Origin of the sequence: Clostridium sp. AM34-11AC, assembly GCF_003435375.1 — a bacterium.
Lineage (GTDB): Bacteria > Bacillota > Clostridia > Lachnospirales > Lachnospiraceae > Pilosibacter > Pilosibacter fragilis.
In genome coordinates, this window is the sequence record NZ_QWGL01000016.1 from 1 (window position 1) to 15856 (window position 15856).

At 50.1% G+C, this 15856-nt stretch carries 15 protein-coding genes; 13 read left to right on the forward strand and 2 right to left on the reverse strand.

All coding sequences use genetic code 11. From position 1 onward, the window contains the following. The first annotated feature begins 467 nt into the window (after positions 1–467). Positions 468–896, forward strand: coding sequence for a DMT family transporter (locus DW826_RS10530; RefSeq protein ID WP_015553770.1), 429 nt, complete (start codon positions 468–470; stop codon positions 894–896). Here DW826_RS10530 and DW826_RS10535 read toward each other — a convergent pair. Then, positions 847–1962, reverse strand: coding sequence for a hypothetical protein (locus DW826_RS10535; RefSeq protein ID WP_117552696.1), 1116 nt, complete (start codon positions 1960–1962; stop codon positions 847–849). The genes DW826_RS10530 and DW826_RS10535 overlap by 50 nt on opposite strands. Before the next feature lie 932 nt (positions 1963–2894). Here DW826_RS10535 and DW826_RS10540 point away from each other — a divergent pair. The 4 genes from DW826_RS10540 to bioB all read left to right on the forward strand — a co-directional run bounded on the left by DW826_RS10540 (position 2895) and on the right by bioB (position 6812). Next, positions 2895–3920 (forward strand): ATP-binding cassette domain-containing protein, encoded by a 1026-nt coding sequence (locus tag DW826_RS10540; protein ID WP_021905458.1) that lies wholly within the window; start codon positions 2895–2897, stop codon positions 3918–3920. A 1-nt stretch (position 3921) separates the two neighbouring features. Beyond that, positions 3922–4602: a methionine ABC transporter permease gene (locus tag DW826_RS10545; RefSeq protein WP_015553767.1), complete on the forward strand. Its 681-nt coding sequence runs from the start codon at positions 3922–3924 to the stop codon at positions 4600–4602. Positions 4603–4629: 27 nt separating this feature from the next. After that, positions 4630–5505, forward strand: a complete 876-nt coding sequence (locus DW826_RS10550; protein ID WP_015553766.1) for a MetQ/NlpA family ABC transporter substrate-binding protein — start codon at positions 4630–4632, stop codon at positions 5503–5505. Positions 5506–5828: 323 nt separating this feature from the next. Further along, the gene (gene bioB / locus DW826_RS10555; RefSeq protein WP_117470227.1) at positions 5829–6812 is read left to right on the forward strand and encodes a biotin synthase BioB; all 984 of its coding nucleotides are present in this window, start codon (positions 5829–5831) and stop codon (positions 6810–6812) included. A gap of 375 nt (positions 6813–7187) precedes the next feature. On the opposite strand, the gene DW826_RS10560 is transcribed toward bioB, so the two are convergent. Beyond that, positions 7188–7952, reverse strand: coding sequence for a TSUP family transporter (locus DW826_RS10560; RefSeq protein WP_015553764.1), 765 nt, complete (start codon positions 7950–7952; stop codon positions 7188–7190). 348 nt (positions 7953–8300) lie between these two features. Between DW826_RS10560 and DW826_RS10565 the strand changes: the two genes are divergently transcribed. From DW826_RS10565 to DW826_RS10600, 8 genes are all read left to right on the forward strand, one after another. Further along, positions 8301–9071 carry a helix-hairpin-helix domain-containing protein gene (locus tag DW826_RS10565; RefSeq protein WP_015553763.1) on the forward strand — a complete coding sequence of 257 codons (771 nt, stop codon included), beginning with the start codon at positions 8301–8303 and terminating at the stop codon, positions 9069–9071. A 271-nt stretch (positions 9072–9342) separates the two neighbouring features. After that, on the forward strand, positions 9343–10041 hold the full coding sequence (locus tag DW826_RS10570; RefSeq protein ID WP_015553762.1) for a response regulator transcription factor: 699 nt from the start codon (positions 9343–9345) through the stop codon (positions 10039–10041). 182 nt (positions 10042–10223) lie between these two features. Further along, a complete protein-coding gene (locus DW826_RS10575; RefSeq protein WP_015553761.1) occupies positions 10224–10727 on the forward strand; it encodes a GNAT family N-acetyltransferase in 504 nt (167 codons plus the stop codon). Next, positions 10724–11203: a 23S rRNA (pseudouridine(1915)-N(3))-methyltransferase RlmH gene (rlmH, locus tag DW826_RS10580; protein ID WP_015553760.1), complete on the forward strand. Its 480-nt coding sequence runs from the start codon at positions 10724–10726 to the stop codon at positions 11201–11203. Before DW826_RS10575 ends, rlmH begins: the two co-directional genes overlap by 4 nt. A gap of 31 nt (positions 11204–11234) precedes the next feature. Next, the gene (locus DW826_RS10585; protein WP_117484414.1) at positions 11235–12482 is read left to right on the forward strand and encodes a DUF4272 domain-containing protein; all 1248 of its coding nucleotides are present in this window, start codon (positions 11235–11237) and stop codon (positions 12480–12482) included. A gap of 348 nt (positions 12483–12830) precedes the next feature. Then, positions 12831–14123, forward strand: coding sequence for a homoserine dehydrogenase (locus DW826_RS10590; protein ID WP_015553759.1), 1293 nt, complete (start codon positions 12831–12833; stop codon positions 14121–14123). 176 nt (positions 14124–14299) lie between these two features. Further along, entirely contained in the window at positions 14300–15271 is a 972-nt protein-coding gene (gene spoIIIAA / locus DW826_RS10595; RefSeq protein ID WP_117552697.1) for a stage III sporulation protein AA, read from the forward strand. Positions 15272–15314: 43 nt separating this feature from the next. Continuing rightward, a complete protein-coding gene (locus DW826_RS10600) occupies positions 15315–15851 on the forward strand; it encodes a stage III sporulation protein AB (RefSeq protein ID WP_117470204.1) in 537 nt (178 codons plus the stop codon). Positions 15852–15856: the final 5 nt, after the last annotated feature.

Sequence of the window (15856 nt, forward strand, 5' to 3'; positions counted from 1 at the left end):
GTTACCAGTTCAGATACTGCTCCGTGAATAATTCAGGATAAAGGATTTTTCGAACAGGGTCCCCGGCGGGTATAGCCGGGGATTTTTATGTAACAGGAAATTCCGAGGAATTCCCCGTTACATAAAAAGGCACTGACGTGCCAAAGCTGCACACTCGCGCGAAGATGTAGATAGTCGCAAGCGACCGCGCGAGGTGCGAGAATGTGCCAAAGCACATTCTTATTTAGACAGATAAAGAAGGCAGAGTTATCATTTTATTTGATGAAGTCAGCCACCTCTAATTATGCATTAAGCATGATTCTTACAAGGCGTGCGGTGCTGTCAATGATGCCGCAATATTACCTTTGGGAGATAAAAAAGAAATTAAAAATATGTTCGTATTCAGAAGAAAATATGGAATAGTCAGGCCGTATAAAAACCTCCTGACTATGGAATCCTAAGGGAAACATGGTTTCAGGAGGTTTTTTATGTGGGGAATTTTGGTGGCATTGCTTTCTGGGGCGCTTATGAGCCTGCAGGGGATCTTTAATACGGAGGTGACGAAGCAGAGCAGTATCTGGGCGGCGGCAGGATGGGTGCAGCTGACGGCGTTTCTGACATGTGTGGTTCTCTATTTTTTTACCGGGCGTGGGGAGATCTGGGGGATGTTCTCCATCGACCGGAAATATATGCTTCTCGGCGGTGTCATGGGCGCGTTCATCACCTGGACCGTGATAAAAAGCATGGACGGTCTGGGACCGGCTAAGGCGACGCTGCTCATTGTTGTGACCCAGATATTAGTCTCCTATATTGCTGAGGTATTTGGGCTTTTCGGCGTCGAGAAAGCAGCATTTGAGTGGCGGAAGCTTATTGGTGCGGCGCTGGCGATTGCGGGGATCGTTGTGTTTCGGTGGTAGCGCGGCGCAGGGCGTCTTGAAAATGGGCGAAGGTATCTGTGGTGGCAGCCGTTTCTACGAGATCTATGCGCTCGTCAGAGGTGAGGTATCTAATTGTGGGTGAGGCGAGTTCTCCTGCCTTTTTGCCGAAGCGCGAGACAATGATTTTCATGAGCATTTTATAGCTAGTTTCATCATTGCCTTGGGATATACCCTGAGAGAGGCCCTGAGAGAGGCCCTGAGAGAGGCCCTGGGAGAGACCCTTTGCTTCCCTTTCTGCTAACCAAATATCTATCGCTTTGCACATATTTATCTTTCCTCCTCTTGTCTGCATCATACGGGGTTCTAGTAAAGTCGACATACTCGTATGAGTGGCAATCATTTCATATGCATCTTTATCTAACATTTGATATTCTGATGTATTCAACAACTTTTTTAGATACGTCTTATCATCAGAATACCGGATAAAATCAAATACCTGCCTGATATCCGTCTTAAAAACATCGGTATTCTGTAAATGCCGGACATCCACAAGATGAATCCGGTAATTCTGAATCAAAGGATGAAATTCTTCCGGAATCCCGGAAAAATCGATCATTCCGTGAAGGTCGACGGATCCATCCCAGGGAAGCTCGCCATAGTAGAGAACGATGATGATTGAAGGATGGAGATGACTCTCTTTGGAAAAACTGTAAAGATATTCTCCAGGATTCTGTTTGATGTCGGCATTTCGAACTGCGCGGCGTATCATTGCGGCCTGGCGCTCATATTCACCGGCTTCATAGGTCATACAGCGAAGCGGCAGTGAGTAATCGATGGTCTGCTGGTTTTCAATACCGATGACAAGAAAATTTACGCCAAAGGATGCTTTTTTAACCAGATCACGAAGCTTTACACGTCGTCGGTTCTTTGATTTGTGGATTGCCGGATCGTTCCAGATCCCGGTCTGGGTGTCCAGATCCTGCAGGTCTTCTTTTCGGACAACCGGTCTGCCTTGGCAGATGAGTCCATTGATCAGGTCAGCGTAGCGCTCATCGTCGGAAAAGAACTTTTTGTCACTGATGTCCGCACTTGGAATTGTGCTCAAGTTCATACCTCCTTTGCGCAGGAGTCAGAACATGCAAAGTGGACAACATGATCAGCCATTTTCCAATGCATCTCGGATTCTCCTGCTTTTAAATTGATTGAAAATAGGTAAAGGATATAAAAGCAATGAAGTTCCGAAATGTGAAAAGACGGATCGTAGTCCGGATAGAAACTTAGAGAATATGCTTTTATAGGATTATGTGTAACTGTTCAGCAGGTCTGCACACTTGCTGCGCTGACCATAAGAAAACATAGGCTGGAAGGCAAAAATCCCGTCAGCGAAGCTGATCTGGAATAGATTTTGCGCGTAACTATGAAGGTACTGAATAGTTTACGATTTTGTGTGGATATCGTATCACAGGATATGCGGGATAGCAAGGTAGTTTGGTATATAAAATTATAAAAATTTTCGAAACTATGAGGAATTTTGCAGCGCGGGGAAAATATATAGGCATGGGAGAAGCGTGTTGCTTCGGAATAGCAGTGATATGAAAATTTTAAAACGATCATGCAAGAAGTTTAAAAAAATTAAATATATGATTTAAAATAAATAAAATCATATTGACAAACTAGGAAATAGGGGTTATTATAGCGCCATCGGATTCGAACAGGGAGTTCAGACGATGAGGAAACATTGGACTGCAGGATAGCAGGCGGTTGGAAAGGAGATACAGGTATGGGAAATGCGGGAAGAAATAACATGAACAATATGTGTTGTTGCTGTTGTATGTGGATTTCCGGGCGTTTTTTACGGCCAGGTGCTTTGTTGTGCAGCCAGGTACCTGTATACAGAAAGTAGTTTCCTGTTAATGCCAGAAAATGCGCCCGGAAGTGTAAAAGCTTCCGGGCTTTTTATTTACGCGGAGAATCACAGAGACCGCGAAAACTTGAGAAGTCCTAAAATCGCGCTTCTCAGATGGGGAGGAAGAAACATTGATCCAGATCGAACATGTAAGCAAAACCTTTTCAGGAAAATACGGAACCGTCCACGCGTTGGACGACGTGAGTATCCATGTGGAAAAGGGTGATATCTGCGGTATCATAGGGTTTTCCGGAGCCGGAAAGTCCACACTGATCCGCCTGGTAAACGGTCTTGAGACGGCGGACAGCGGAAAAGTCACTGTCTGTGGAAAGGAGCTTTCCACATTGAAGAAGCCGGAACTTCGGGCGCTGAGAAGAAAGATCGGAATGGTATTCCAGCAGTTCAACCTGCTGGAATCCAAGACGGTGTACCACAATATTGCGCTTCCGCTGATCCTTGCAAAGACTCCGAAGGTGGAGATCGACAAGAAGGTTAAGGAAGTATTAAAGATCGTTGAGCTGGAGGACAAGAAAGACACCTACATCAGTCAGCTCTCCGGAGGACAGAAACAGCGTGTGGGAATCGCGAGAGCGCTGACCACCGACCCGGAACTTCTTCTCTGCGACGAGGCTACAAGCGCCCTGGACCCGCAGACAACGGAATCGATTTTAAAGCTTTTAAAGAAGATCAACCGTAAAATGGGTGTCACGATCCTTCTCATCACCCATCAGATGCAGGTCGTCCAGATGATCTGCAACAAGGTAGCGGTCATGGAGAGCGGAAAGATCGTGGAATCCGGCAGCGTTCTGGAGGTCTTTGGATCCCCGAAGATGCCGGTGACAAAGCGGTTCGTCCAGACGGTTATCCGGGACCAGATCCCGGACAGCATCATAAGCCTCGTGAAGGAACAGAAAGAAAACTTCCGTGTGGACCGTCTGAAATTTATCGGTTCCAGCGTGAAGCGCCCGGTAATCTCCGATATCTGCAAGACAAAGGGTGTCGTGGTCAACATCCTCGGCGCGGCGGTACAGGAGCTGGAGGACAGCGTCATGTGCGTCTTCATCTTACAGCTCATCGGCGATGATGAGAGCATCGATAAGGCGGAAGCGGAGATCGACAAGAACGGCGTCTTAAGAGAACGACTGGAGGTGGAGTAAGATGGAAGAACTCATGAAAACAAAGATCTTTAAGGTCACGGTGGAGCGTCTGCTGTTGAACGGCGGACAGACTCTTTACATGGTTGGATGGTCACTTCTCATCGGAACGATCATCGGAATGATCCTGGCACTGATCCTGGTGCTTTGCAGAAAAGGCGGATTGGTGGAGAACCGACCGTTATATATGATCGTCAGCGTCTACATCAACGTGGTGCGCAGTATCCCCTTTGTTATTCTTCTTGTAACGATCATGCCGATCACCCGTGCTATTGTCGGAACGACCATCGGAAGTACGGCAGCGTTGGTGCCGTTAGTAGTTTATATAAGTCCGTACCTTGCGAGGCTGATGGAGAACAGCCTGCTTGAGATCGATCCGGGAATCCTGGAGGCGGCAGAGGCCATGGGCGCGACAACATGGCAGGTCATCCGATATTTCCTGGTTCCAGAGACATTAGGTTCCATGGTGCTTGCACTGACAACGGGAACCATCGGACTTCTTGGAGCGTCTGCAATGGCCGGATATGTCGGTGGCGGCGGAGTCGGAGATCTGGCATTGACATACGGTTATGAAAAGATGAACACACCGCTCATGATCCTCACAGTTGTGATCCTGGTGGTTCTGGTACAGCTTTTACAGATTCTCGGAAATACGATTTCTGGTAAATTAAGACAGCATAAATAAATTTTAAATAAGAGGAGAGAAAAAATTATGAGAAAAGCAATTGCGGGAGTACTTATGGGAGCAGCAGTGTTAAGCCTTGCGGCATGCGGAAAGAGCGACACCGCGCAGACAACAGCGGCGCAGGCTGCAGAGAGTGCAGACAGCACAGCGGCAGCGGTTGATACGGAGGACAAGAAAGAGATCGTTTACGGAAAATCCCAGGGGCCGTACACAGAGCTCTTTGAGGCTGCCATCGTTCCGATTCTTGAAAAAGAGGGATACACCGTAAAGGGCGTGGACTTCTCTGATCTTCAGACAGCTGACATCGGATTAAACGACGGCGATGTTGATGTCAACGTGGAGCAGCACGCCGCATACGCTGAGAACTTCAACGCAAACTACAATGCGGATCTTGTGCCGATCAGCCCGATCCCGACTGTACCGGCTGGCGTATATTCTGCAAAATACACATCTGTTGATGAGATCCCGGACGGTGCGAAGGTTGCAGTTCCGAACGATGCCTCCAACACCGCAAGATGCTATCTGATGCTTCAGAAGATCGGCTGGATCAAGCTTGCCGATGATGTGGATCCGTCCGCAGTTACCCAGGATGACATTGTTGAAAATCCGCATAACATCGAGTTCACAGAGATGAAGAGCTTAACGATCCCGGCAGCGATCCAGGACTTTGACTATGTGGCAATTACCGGCAGCGTTGTATACAACGCAGGCATCGACCCGTCCACAGCCCTCGCAACAGAGGATATCCAGGATCACCTGGTACTTCAGGTCGTTGTGAAGGAAGAGAACAAGGACGCAGAGTGGGCAAAGGCAATTGTGGACGCTTATCATTCTGACGAGTTCAAGCAGTACATGGAAGAGAACAACGACGGATTATGGTGGATCCCGGACGAGTTAAAATAAGATTGGAAGCTTATTGAACGATCAGGAAAATAGTGGATGAAAAAGGTTCTTCGGCACTGGAATATAAATTCCGGTATCGAAGGACCTTTTTTGGTAGTGGTATTAAAATTATAAAACCTTGAAAGTTAACTGATAAACGGAAAACGGTTGACTTTCACGGCGTTTTTTTATATAATTGTGAACTATAACGTAGAGCAAAAGTTTACAATCGTAACATGATAATTCAGAGAAAAAATCCGGAAGACGGACCAGGACCAGAGATCAAAGCCCGGATGACGAAAACGGCGATTGCACATAAAAATCAGAAAAATAAGGAGAATACTATGGACGCACTGACACTGGCACAGGAAATTATCGACGGAAGAAGAATTACAAGAGAGGATGACTTAAATTTCTTTCTGACATGCGATCTGAAGGAACTCTGCGAGGGCGCAGACCGGATCCGCAAGGCATGTGTGGGAGATAAGGTTGATCTCTGTTCCATCATCAACGGACGGAGTGGACGATGTCCAGAGGACTGCAAGTACTGCGCGCAGTCTGCACACCACCACACAAGCTGCGAGATCTATGATTTCCTTCCGGAAGAAGAGATCGTAAAGATGTGTCACGTCCATGAGGAAGAGGGCGTTGACCGTTTCTCCATCGTTACATCAGGAAGAGCATTGACGGGGGAGGAGTTCGATAAAGCGATCCACGCCTACGAGACTATGAAAAAGGAATGCAAGATCGACCTCTGCGCGTCCATGGGCTTTGTGACCGCGGAACAGCTTCACCGTCTCCATGAAGCAGGTGTCACAAGCTACCACCACAACATCGAGACATCCAGAAGAAACTTCCCGAACATCTGCACGACTCATACATACGACATGAAGATCAACACCCTAAAGATGATCAAGGCAGAGGGTATGTGCGCATGTTCCGGCGGCATCATCGGAATGGGTGAGACATGGGAGGACCGTCTCGATATGGCAGTGAGCCTTGCGGAGCTTGGAATCGATTCCATTCCGTTAAACGCCCTGATGCCGATTCCGGGAACTCCTCTGGAACATCTGGAGAGAATCTCTGAGGACGATATTCTCCGCACCATCGCATTCTTCCGCTATATCAATCCGGAGGCAAACATCCGCCTCGGCGCAGGCCGCGCGCTGCTGACAAACGATGGTGAGACCGCATTCTGCTCCGGAGCATCCGCAACAATTACCGGCAATATGCTGACAACGGTTGCATGCGCAACGATCCGCAGTGATAAGAAAATGCTGAAAGGCCTTGGAAGAGATGTGACACCGGAGTATATGAAGGAAAACTAAGAGAAAGAACAAGGGTAACTGTTCAGTAGGTCTGCGCACTTGCTGCGCTGACCGTAAGAAAACATAGGCTGGAAGGCAAAAATCCCATCAGCGAAGCTGATCTGGAATGGATTTTTGCACGTAACTATGAAGGTACTGAATAGTTACGAACAAGGTTATATATAGAAAAGACAGAAATGTGAGGTTTCATTTCTGTCTTTTTTCGTACCATTCTTTAAACCCATCCACTGTGAGCCGGTCGCTGAGGTCCTGGATGGTCCTCGACGCGGACTCCATGATCTGTTCCGGAGTCTTTCTTTTTCGAAGCATTTCGTAAGTGGGGCCCAGCGGATCTCCGTATTTTCGTTCTGCCGGATCAGATTTTGCAGATATGTATCAGGCACCGAGAATCTCGCTCAATGTCTTTATAAAGAAGATCACCAGAACCACCATCATCAAGGGTTTTACAAACTTTGCGCCGCCCTTGTCGAAACAGCGTGTTCCGAGATAATTTCCGGCGATGCTGAAGATACCGGCAATAAGGCCAAGAAGGAAAATTACTTTTCCGTTCATGAGGTAGACCGCCAGGGCTGTCAGGTTCGTTGTCAGGTTGATGGCTTTTGTGATCCCGTTGGCTTCCTTCAGTCCCATGTGGGCAATTCCAGTGAGGAGAAGCAGCAGAAATGTTCCGGTTCCGGGACCGTAAAAGCCGTCGTAGATGCCGATGATGAAGGCGATCAGAGCGCTGAAAAGAATCATCTTGCGGACCGGGAAAGACTCTTTTTCTCCCACGAACGGTTTTCCAAATGTGAGATAGAGGGCGGTACAGGGCAGGATCACGAGAATCAGGCGCTTAAAATAATAATCGTCTAACTGCAGAGCAAGTTTTGCGCCGAGAGAGGAACCGATGAGAGCTGTAACGATACAGAGAAGCGCGTTCTTCCAGGCAATATAACCGTTTTTCGCAAAGCGAGCTGTTGCCAGTGTGGTTCCCATTCCGGAGCTTAATTTGTTTGTTCCGATGGCAAAATGGACTGGAAGACCGGCGATCATGTAAGCCGGGAGTGAGATCAGTCCTCCGCCTCCGGCAACCGCGTCGACGAAACCGGCGAGAAATACCAGCGGGCAGACGATCAGAAAGTGCATCAGATGTAATTCCATAGCAGTAATTCCCCTTAAGTATGATTAAATTGAACGTGCTGTTTTCGCTGCCGGAGCGGATGAAACGGTCTTTGCACGCTTTTTGCCAAATATAGCATAATTTTAAAGAAATTGCAATGAAAGCAGGTGGGCGGAGCGTGAAATATCTGGCGGGAGAAAGCCAGAGAACGGTTGATTTGGCATCGAGTATGCTCGGTGCGAGAAGGAGAATGCGAGGCTTGAGAAAAAATCGGACTGAGGTTATAATGGAGAGCGTACATAACAAAAATGCCCTTGTTTTTACAGGACTGATTCGGTAAAATAGAGACAGGCAGAACGATCCCCCTGAAAATGTTCAGGAGGGAATGTATGAAAGAAGATAAGAAAAAAATTTTGACGGCCGCGGCTTTCTTGATCGCAGCCGGACTTGTGTTTGGGATGACAAGAAGCCGGAGTGGAATCCAGAAGCTGGATGAATCCGGAGCGGTCGTTATGAGCGGATCACTGGATGCGGATGGGAACATCAGCTGGGAGAAAAACGGCTCTGCAAAAAGCGACGGTCTGCCGCAGGGGGATTCTGGAAGCAGTACCGAGAAACAGGAGATTCAGGAACCATTCAGGGATGAAAATGGCAGTGTACAGGGAGAAAGTACCGTGGAGACGCAGGAATATGTGGAAAACTCTGAAAAATCCGGAGTTTATGTGTATATCTGCGGAGAGGTGGCAGCCCCAGGTGTGTATGAGCTTTCGGAGGACAGCCGGATCTACGAGGCAGTGGATGCCGCCGGGGGATTTACGGAGAACGCGGCGAGGGAGAGTGTAAATCTCGCCTCAAAAGTTTCTGATGGCATGCAGATCACGATCTACAATAAGGAAGAGGCCGCGTCGCTTCCGGCGGGCAGCGGGTCTGCAGTAGGAAACACCGGTCAGGGCGGAACCTCCGGTTCCGGGCTTGTGAACCTGAACACGGCGACAAAAGAGGAGCTGATGACCTTAAAGGGCATCGGGGAGGCGAAAGCCGAGGATATTATCCGCTACCGCGAAAAGAGCGGTGGCTTTAAGAAAATCGAGGATATCATGAAGATATCCGGTATCAAAGAGGCCGGGTTTCAGAAGATAAAGGATAATATTACGGTGTGAAAAGATGAAAAAACGGTAACTATTCAGTGCCTTCATAGTTACGTGCAAAAATCCATTCCAGATCAGCTTCGCTGATGGGATTTTTGCCTTCCAGCCTATGTTTTCTTACGGTCAGCGCAGCAAGTGCGCAGACCTACTGAACAGTTAAAAAAAACGTATAATTCATGCTGATTGTGACATTTAAAAACACAGGAGGCGGAAATCAGGTCATAGACATTAGAAAAGCAGCAGGAGAGGACCTGCGCATTACAGCATAACGTGGAGGAGAGAAATGGCAAGAGTTCTGGTAGTTGATGATGAAAAACTGATCGTGAAGGGAATCCGCTTCAGTCTGGAACAGGATGGATATGAGGTGGACTGTGCTTACGACGGTGATGAGGCGATCGAGAGGGCAAAAGAACGGGAGTATGACGTGGTTCTTTTGGATGTCATGCTTCCGGGACACGATGGATTTGAGGTCTGCCAGACGATCCGTGAGTTTTCCGAGATGCCGATCATCATGCTGACGGCAAAAGGCGATGATATGGATAAGATCCTGGGACTGGAGTACGGCGCTGACGATTATATCACGAAACCGTTCAATATCCTGGAAGTAAAAGCGCGGATCAAGGCGATCATCCGCAGAAACAATAAGAAGAGCGGCGCCGCGAAACGCCAGAAATCCAGCGTAGTCACAGAGGGCGACTTAAAGCTTGACAGGGAGAGCCGCAGAGTCTTCATTAAAGATAAGGAGATCAACCTGACCGCGAAGGAATTCGACCTGCTGGAACTTCTTGTCACAAATCCGAATAAGGTCTACAGCCGTGAGTCCCTGCTTGAGTATGTATGGGGAAACAAGGCCATGGTAAGCGGGGATGTCCGCACGGTGGATGTGCATGTGAGAAGACTGCGTGAAAAAATTGAGCCTAGCCCGAGTGATCCGAAGTATGTACACACAAAATGGGGCGTAGGCTACTTCTTCCGCGCATAGCGATGAGCAGTGCAAGATCAACAGACTGACTTTCGGCGTTGTGCTTGCACATAAGCCGAAAGTCGGACAGTTGATCTTATAGGGCGAATGCCCGCGAGCCCTGAGTTGGGGCCTGCACCAATTCAGGGCTCCACTGCGGACTAACCAACAAAATTAATTAAAACTTAAAGGAGAAAAATTTTATGACATACACAATTCGCCCAGTCCGCCCGACGGACCTTGCGGCAGTTACCGAGGTGGAAGCAATCTGCTTCCCGGCGGCGGAAGCCGCAGCAGAGGAATCATTTAAGGCCCGCATCGCGGCATTTCCGGAGTGCTTTTTTGTTGCGGAAGCGGACGGAAAGATCATAGGCTTCATCAATGGCTGCGCCACAGATTCCAAAACGATTTATGACGAGATGTACGAAAATTCCGCCTGCCATAGGCCGGACGGCGCATACCAGTCTATTTTCGGACTGGATGTGATCCCGGACTACCGCTGCCAGGGAATCGCGGCGGCGCTCATGGATCACATGATCGAAGACGCGAAAAATAAGGGAAGAAAGGGCCTGATCCTCACCTGCAAGGACCGTCTGATCCACTATTACGCGAAATTTGGATACAAAAACATGGGCATTTCCAAGTCTGTCCACGGCGGGGCAGTCTGGTACGACATGATCCTGGAATTCGGGGATCAGAAATCATGAAGGTCACATTGATCACAGTCGGAAAGATCAAGGAAAAGTTCTTTCAGGACGCCATCGCGGAATATTCCAAGCGCCTGAGCCGGTACTGTAAGCTGGAGATCGTCCAGGTGGCGGACGAAAAGACGCCGGATGGGGCCAGCGAAGCGGTGGAGACGCAGATCAAGGAGAAAGAGGGCGAGCGGATTCTGTCTAACATCAAGGATGGTAGCTTTGTCGTTGCCCTTGCGATCAACGGAAACATGCTGGATTCTGAGGAACTTGCGGCAAAAATAGAAAAATGGGGTGTGTCGGGGATCAGCCAGATCGTGTTTATCATCGGCGGATCTTTAGGACTTTCCAACCAGGTCCTGGCACGGGCCGACTATAAACTGAGCTTTTCAAAGATGACATTCCCGCACCAGCTCATGCGGGTCATTCTTCTGGAACAGATCTACCGGAGTTACCGGATCATCCAGGGAGAACCATATCATAAGTAAAAAATGGGGACTTGGCAAGGAGGCAAAACGAGTGACAGAGGAACAGAAAGCGGGGAAGATCTTTCTTTTCTGCAAGGAATCTTCACAGGAGCGGATCATGAAGTGCCTGCGGGACGCCTTTGACGTTCCGGGCAGCGCACATGATACAGGATTGGAACTTCACAATGGGAATCTGAATGTGACGCTCAGGATCTACTGCGAGAGCGCGGGTGACGAGGAGCAGGAGCTGGTCCGAAGCTGGTCTGACCGGGCAAGAGGCCACTTTTCCAGGGTCGAGACCGCGGTGGTGGATGTGAAAACGAATCTTCTCTATCAGCTGGAAGGAACCGAGAGTATCGTTTCGGTGGACTATGTGTTCGAGGGGGAAGAGTCCGAATTCCTGACAGAGGCAGAGGAGGCCGCGAAGAGAAATATGGAGCAGACACTGTTTCGTGTTCTTTCCGATCTTCGTGCAGTCATGGCGTTCAGGGGAGAAAAAAGGGGATTTTACTGCCTGGATGCGTCCGGCATGGAGAAGCTGATCCTGGACGGAAACGGAAACAGTGAGATGGAGCGGTTTCTGCCATATCAAGCGGTGGGCTATGTTCCGGGAAATGAGATCGAGACGGAACAGTTGAACCGCAGGGAGAAGAACCGGAGAGAGTTTGAGGCGCGGGGCGTGTATGTTCCGGTATTTTACCCGCTTTTGGAGACGGAGGCGGAGGCAGACTGCCGGACACCATATGAGATCGCGGCGAGAGCGGTGGCGCTCATGCTGGTGGCGGTATTTTCTGAGGCCATGCTGGCGAAAAAGATGAGCCAGAAAGAGGCATTGGAATTTATCCAGAAGCGGATCAACGAGTTCGGGGCGGATGATTTCTTCTCCCTGAAGGAGTGGAATTACCTGCACAACGAGGATCCGAAAGAATCAGAGAAGATATCCTATTCCTGGCAGTACGAGAATCTGTATGTGATGGAGTGGGCGCTGGGACTGATCGACGGGCCGTTAGATTTCCCGGATCACTTCTGCGCAGTGGCGGAGGCGGCGCAGCTTCTGACAGCCTTTCACTCCATGAGGGAGATCCTGGAGGCGGCGAAGCCGAGGAGCGCGAAGGAACTTCTCGATGCCTGCGATATGATCTTCTGTCTGGACTGGGCATGCACCGATACGAGGATGCGGGATCTTCCCGCGCCTGCGGGAATGGACGGAGGTGTGGTCTTTGAGCGCCATAAAGCGTTAAACTGGCTCGTGGGAGCCGGGGAGAAGGCAGACTGGGACCATGTGCCGGTGGATACGTGAGGAGATAAAGCACAGTAACAAAACACATCATGGAGAGATCTATGGTGTGTTTTTTAATTGCATTTATAACTGTTCAGCAGGTCTGCGCACTTGCTGCGCTGACCGTAAGATAACATAAGCGGGAAGGCAAAAATCCCATCGGCGCAGCCGATCCGGAATGGATTTTTGCAAGTAACTATGAAGGTACTGAATAGTTACTTGCATTTTTTAACGTAGTGTAGTATAATTACGTCACTTTGAAAAAAGACAAATGTCCACGACTCACGGTCATGGAAGAATAAAAGAGAAGACTGACGGATGTCTGCAGTTACTAATGCGGCTATTCCGGGGATAGAGGAGATACGAACCATGGGAGAGAGAAATGTGATCAAGGCGGCGCTTCTCGGCGCTGGAACGGTTGGAAGCGGCGTGTATGCCCTCGCCGAGATGTTAAAGGATGAGATGTTCCAGAAGACCGGTGCCAGCCTGGAAATTAAGAAGGTCCTGGTACGGAACACAAAGAAGGACCGCCCGGGGATCCCGAAGGAGATCATGACGGACAACTGGCAGGAGATCCTGGAAGATGAGGAGATCCAGCTTGTGATCGAGCTCATGGGCGGCGTGGAACCGGCGAGAACCTATATCGTGCAGGCCCTGGAAGCCGGAAAACAGGTGGTTACCGCCAACAAGGACGTGCTCGCGGAGCATGGACAGGAGATCCTGTCACTGGCGGAAAACAGCGGCTGCGATATCCAGTTTGAGGCGGCAGTCGCAGGCGCGATCCCGATCATCCGTCCCTTAAAGCAGAGCCTCGCGGGCAGCATGCTGACGGAGATCATGGGAATCGTTAACGGAACCACGAACTACATTCTGACAAAGATGTCGGAAGAGGGGATGGATTACAAGGAAGCGCTGGCAAAGGCCACAGAGCTTGGATATGCGGAGGCGGATCCGACGGCGGACGTGGAAGGCTACGACGCGGGACGAAAGATCGCGATCATGTCCTCCCTGGCGTTCAACTCCAAGGTGACCTTCAGCGATGTCTATATGGAAGGGATCACGAAGATCACCTCCAATGATATCCGCTACGCGAAGGAATTTGGCTATGTGATCAAGCTTCTCGGCGTTACAAAGCTGGTGGACGGAAAGATCGAGGTCAAGGTCCACCCGATGCTGATCCCGGAGCAGCATCCGCTTGCGACGGTCCGCGACTCCTTCAACGCGGTGTTTGTACACGGCGAGGCCTGCGATGACGCGATGTTCATGGGACGCGGTGCGGGAAAGATGCCGACGGCCAGCGCCGTTATGGGTGATATCATCATCGTCATGAGAAATATCGTTCATGACAACTGTGGCTGGAATGGCGGCGTGGCGTACAAGAATTATCCGGTGAAGCCGATCGAGGAGACGAGATCGAGATATTTCCTCCGTCTTCAGGTCGCGGATAAGCCGGGCGCCCTCGCAAATATTGCGGGCGTTCTCGGAAACAACGATGTCAGCATCGCCCAGGTCGTTCAGAAACGCGCGAGGGACGGTGTTGCAGAGCTTGTTGTGATCACGGATTCCGTTCTGGAGCGCCATTTCAACGACGCGCTGATGATCGTGAAGGGCATGTCCGTGCTTCGTGAGGTGTCCGGAATTATCAGGGTTTACGGGGATTAACAGCCGGTATTTGAAATAATGGAATTAGAAAGCATATCTGTCTGGTCAGGTGAAACTGACTGGGTGGATGTGCTTTTTTATTTTCCGAGAAATATCATAAAAATCCGGGGTGTTCATATATTGTATCAATTCCGGGAAAGGCGGACAGGCAGAACACGGGGAGAAAGGAGCGCGGGATGAATACGGAAACTTTTGAAAGACTGCTGAAACAGGCGGTTCCAGACGGGAAAACGATTCGGGAGATCAGAATCCGGACGGAAAAACCGGTGATGATACTGCTGGAAAGCGGGGAAAACCTCCTTTTTTCGGATGGGACCTGTGGAAAGACGGAAAGTTATGGAAAGAAAAAGATGGGGTCGCTGGAGATAAGAGAAGACCGGAGCGTAGTTCTTGCAGACCAAGAGCTGATCCGCGGGATTCTGGAGACCTGTTCCAGGCATTCGCTGTACGCCTACGAGCGGGAGATCAGTCAGGGATTCCTCACGATCCGCGGGGGGCACCGTGTGGGAATCGCAGGGAAAGCGGTGGTGGAGGACGGACATGTGAGGACGGTCCGGGATCTCTCATCTTTAAATATCCGTGTTGCCCATGAGGTAAAGGGCTGCGCAAAAAACGTGCTGCCGTACCTGATGGATGGGGAAACATTTCTGGACACGCTTTTGATCTCCCCGCCGGGAGCAGGAAAGACAACACTTTTGAGGGATCTGATCCGGGAACTTTCATGCGGGGGAACATGGGGAGCGGGGAAGAATGTGTCCGTGGTGGACGAGCGTTCGGAGATCGCAGCGTGTTTTGGAGGAGTTGCCCAGTGTGACCTGGGGCCCAGGACCGACGTGATGGACGGGTGCCCTAAGTCTGAGGGAATGCTCATGATGCTGCGCTCCATGGCACCCCAGGTGCTGGCGGTGGACGAGGCAGGAGGGGAAGGCGAGATCCTGGCGATGAAGTATGGGATGAACTGCGGGTGCAGGATCCTGGCGACGGTCCATGGTGCAGATGTTGGGGATATCATGAAGCGGCCGGCGTGGCGGGAACTGGCGGAAGCGAAGGTGTTTTCCCGGTATGTGGTTCTTTCCGGAGTTCCGGGACCGGGAACGATAGTGGGAATTTATGATGTGAATTTTCAGCGAATGGATAAAAGAAATTAAGGTTTAAACAAGACATAGATCGTGAGTGGACGGGGGATGAGACATGAAATATTTAGGACTCTTGTGCATGGCGGCAGCGGCGGTAGCTGGAGGTTTTCTGCTGGCGGGGGAGTGGGAGATGCGGGTAAAGATGCTTGGAATCTTCCGACAGATGGCGGTCTATCTGAAGGCGCGGATCCTGTACTCCAACGAGACGCTGCCGGAGGCGCTAAAGGAGATCGGCAGCCGGTTTTCAGACGGGAATTCCGGGATGGCGGCGGAGGCAGGACTCTTTTTTCTACGGGTGGAAAAGCGGATGGAGGAAGAAGCTGGGAAGCCGTTTGCCGAGATATGGAAGGAAGAGATGGAAAAATTCCCGGACGACCTTCCTTTAAGAAAACAGGATCTTGAAGCACTCCAGGCACTGGGGGAAAATCTCGGTTACGCGGACAAAAAGACCCAGGAGCGGACGATCCTGTTCTATCTGGAACAGGCGGATGACTCCCTGGCGTTCTTAAAGAAGGAGATGGAGAGCCGGACGAAGCTTTACCGGTCTCTCGGAATGGCGGCAGGACTTTTTATTCTGGTACTCTTTGCGTAAGGGGG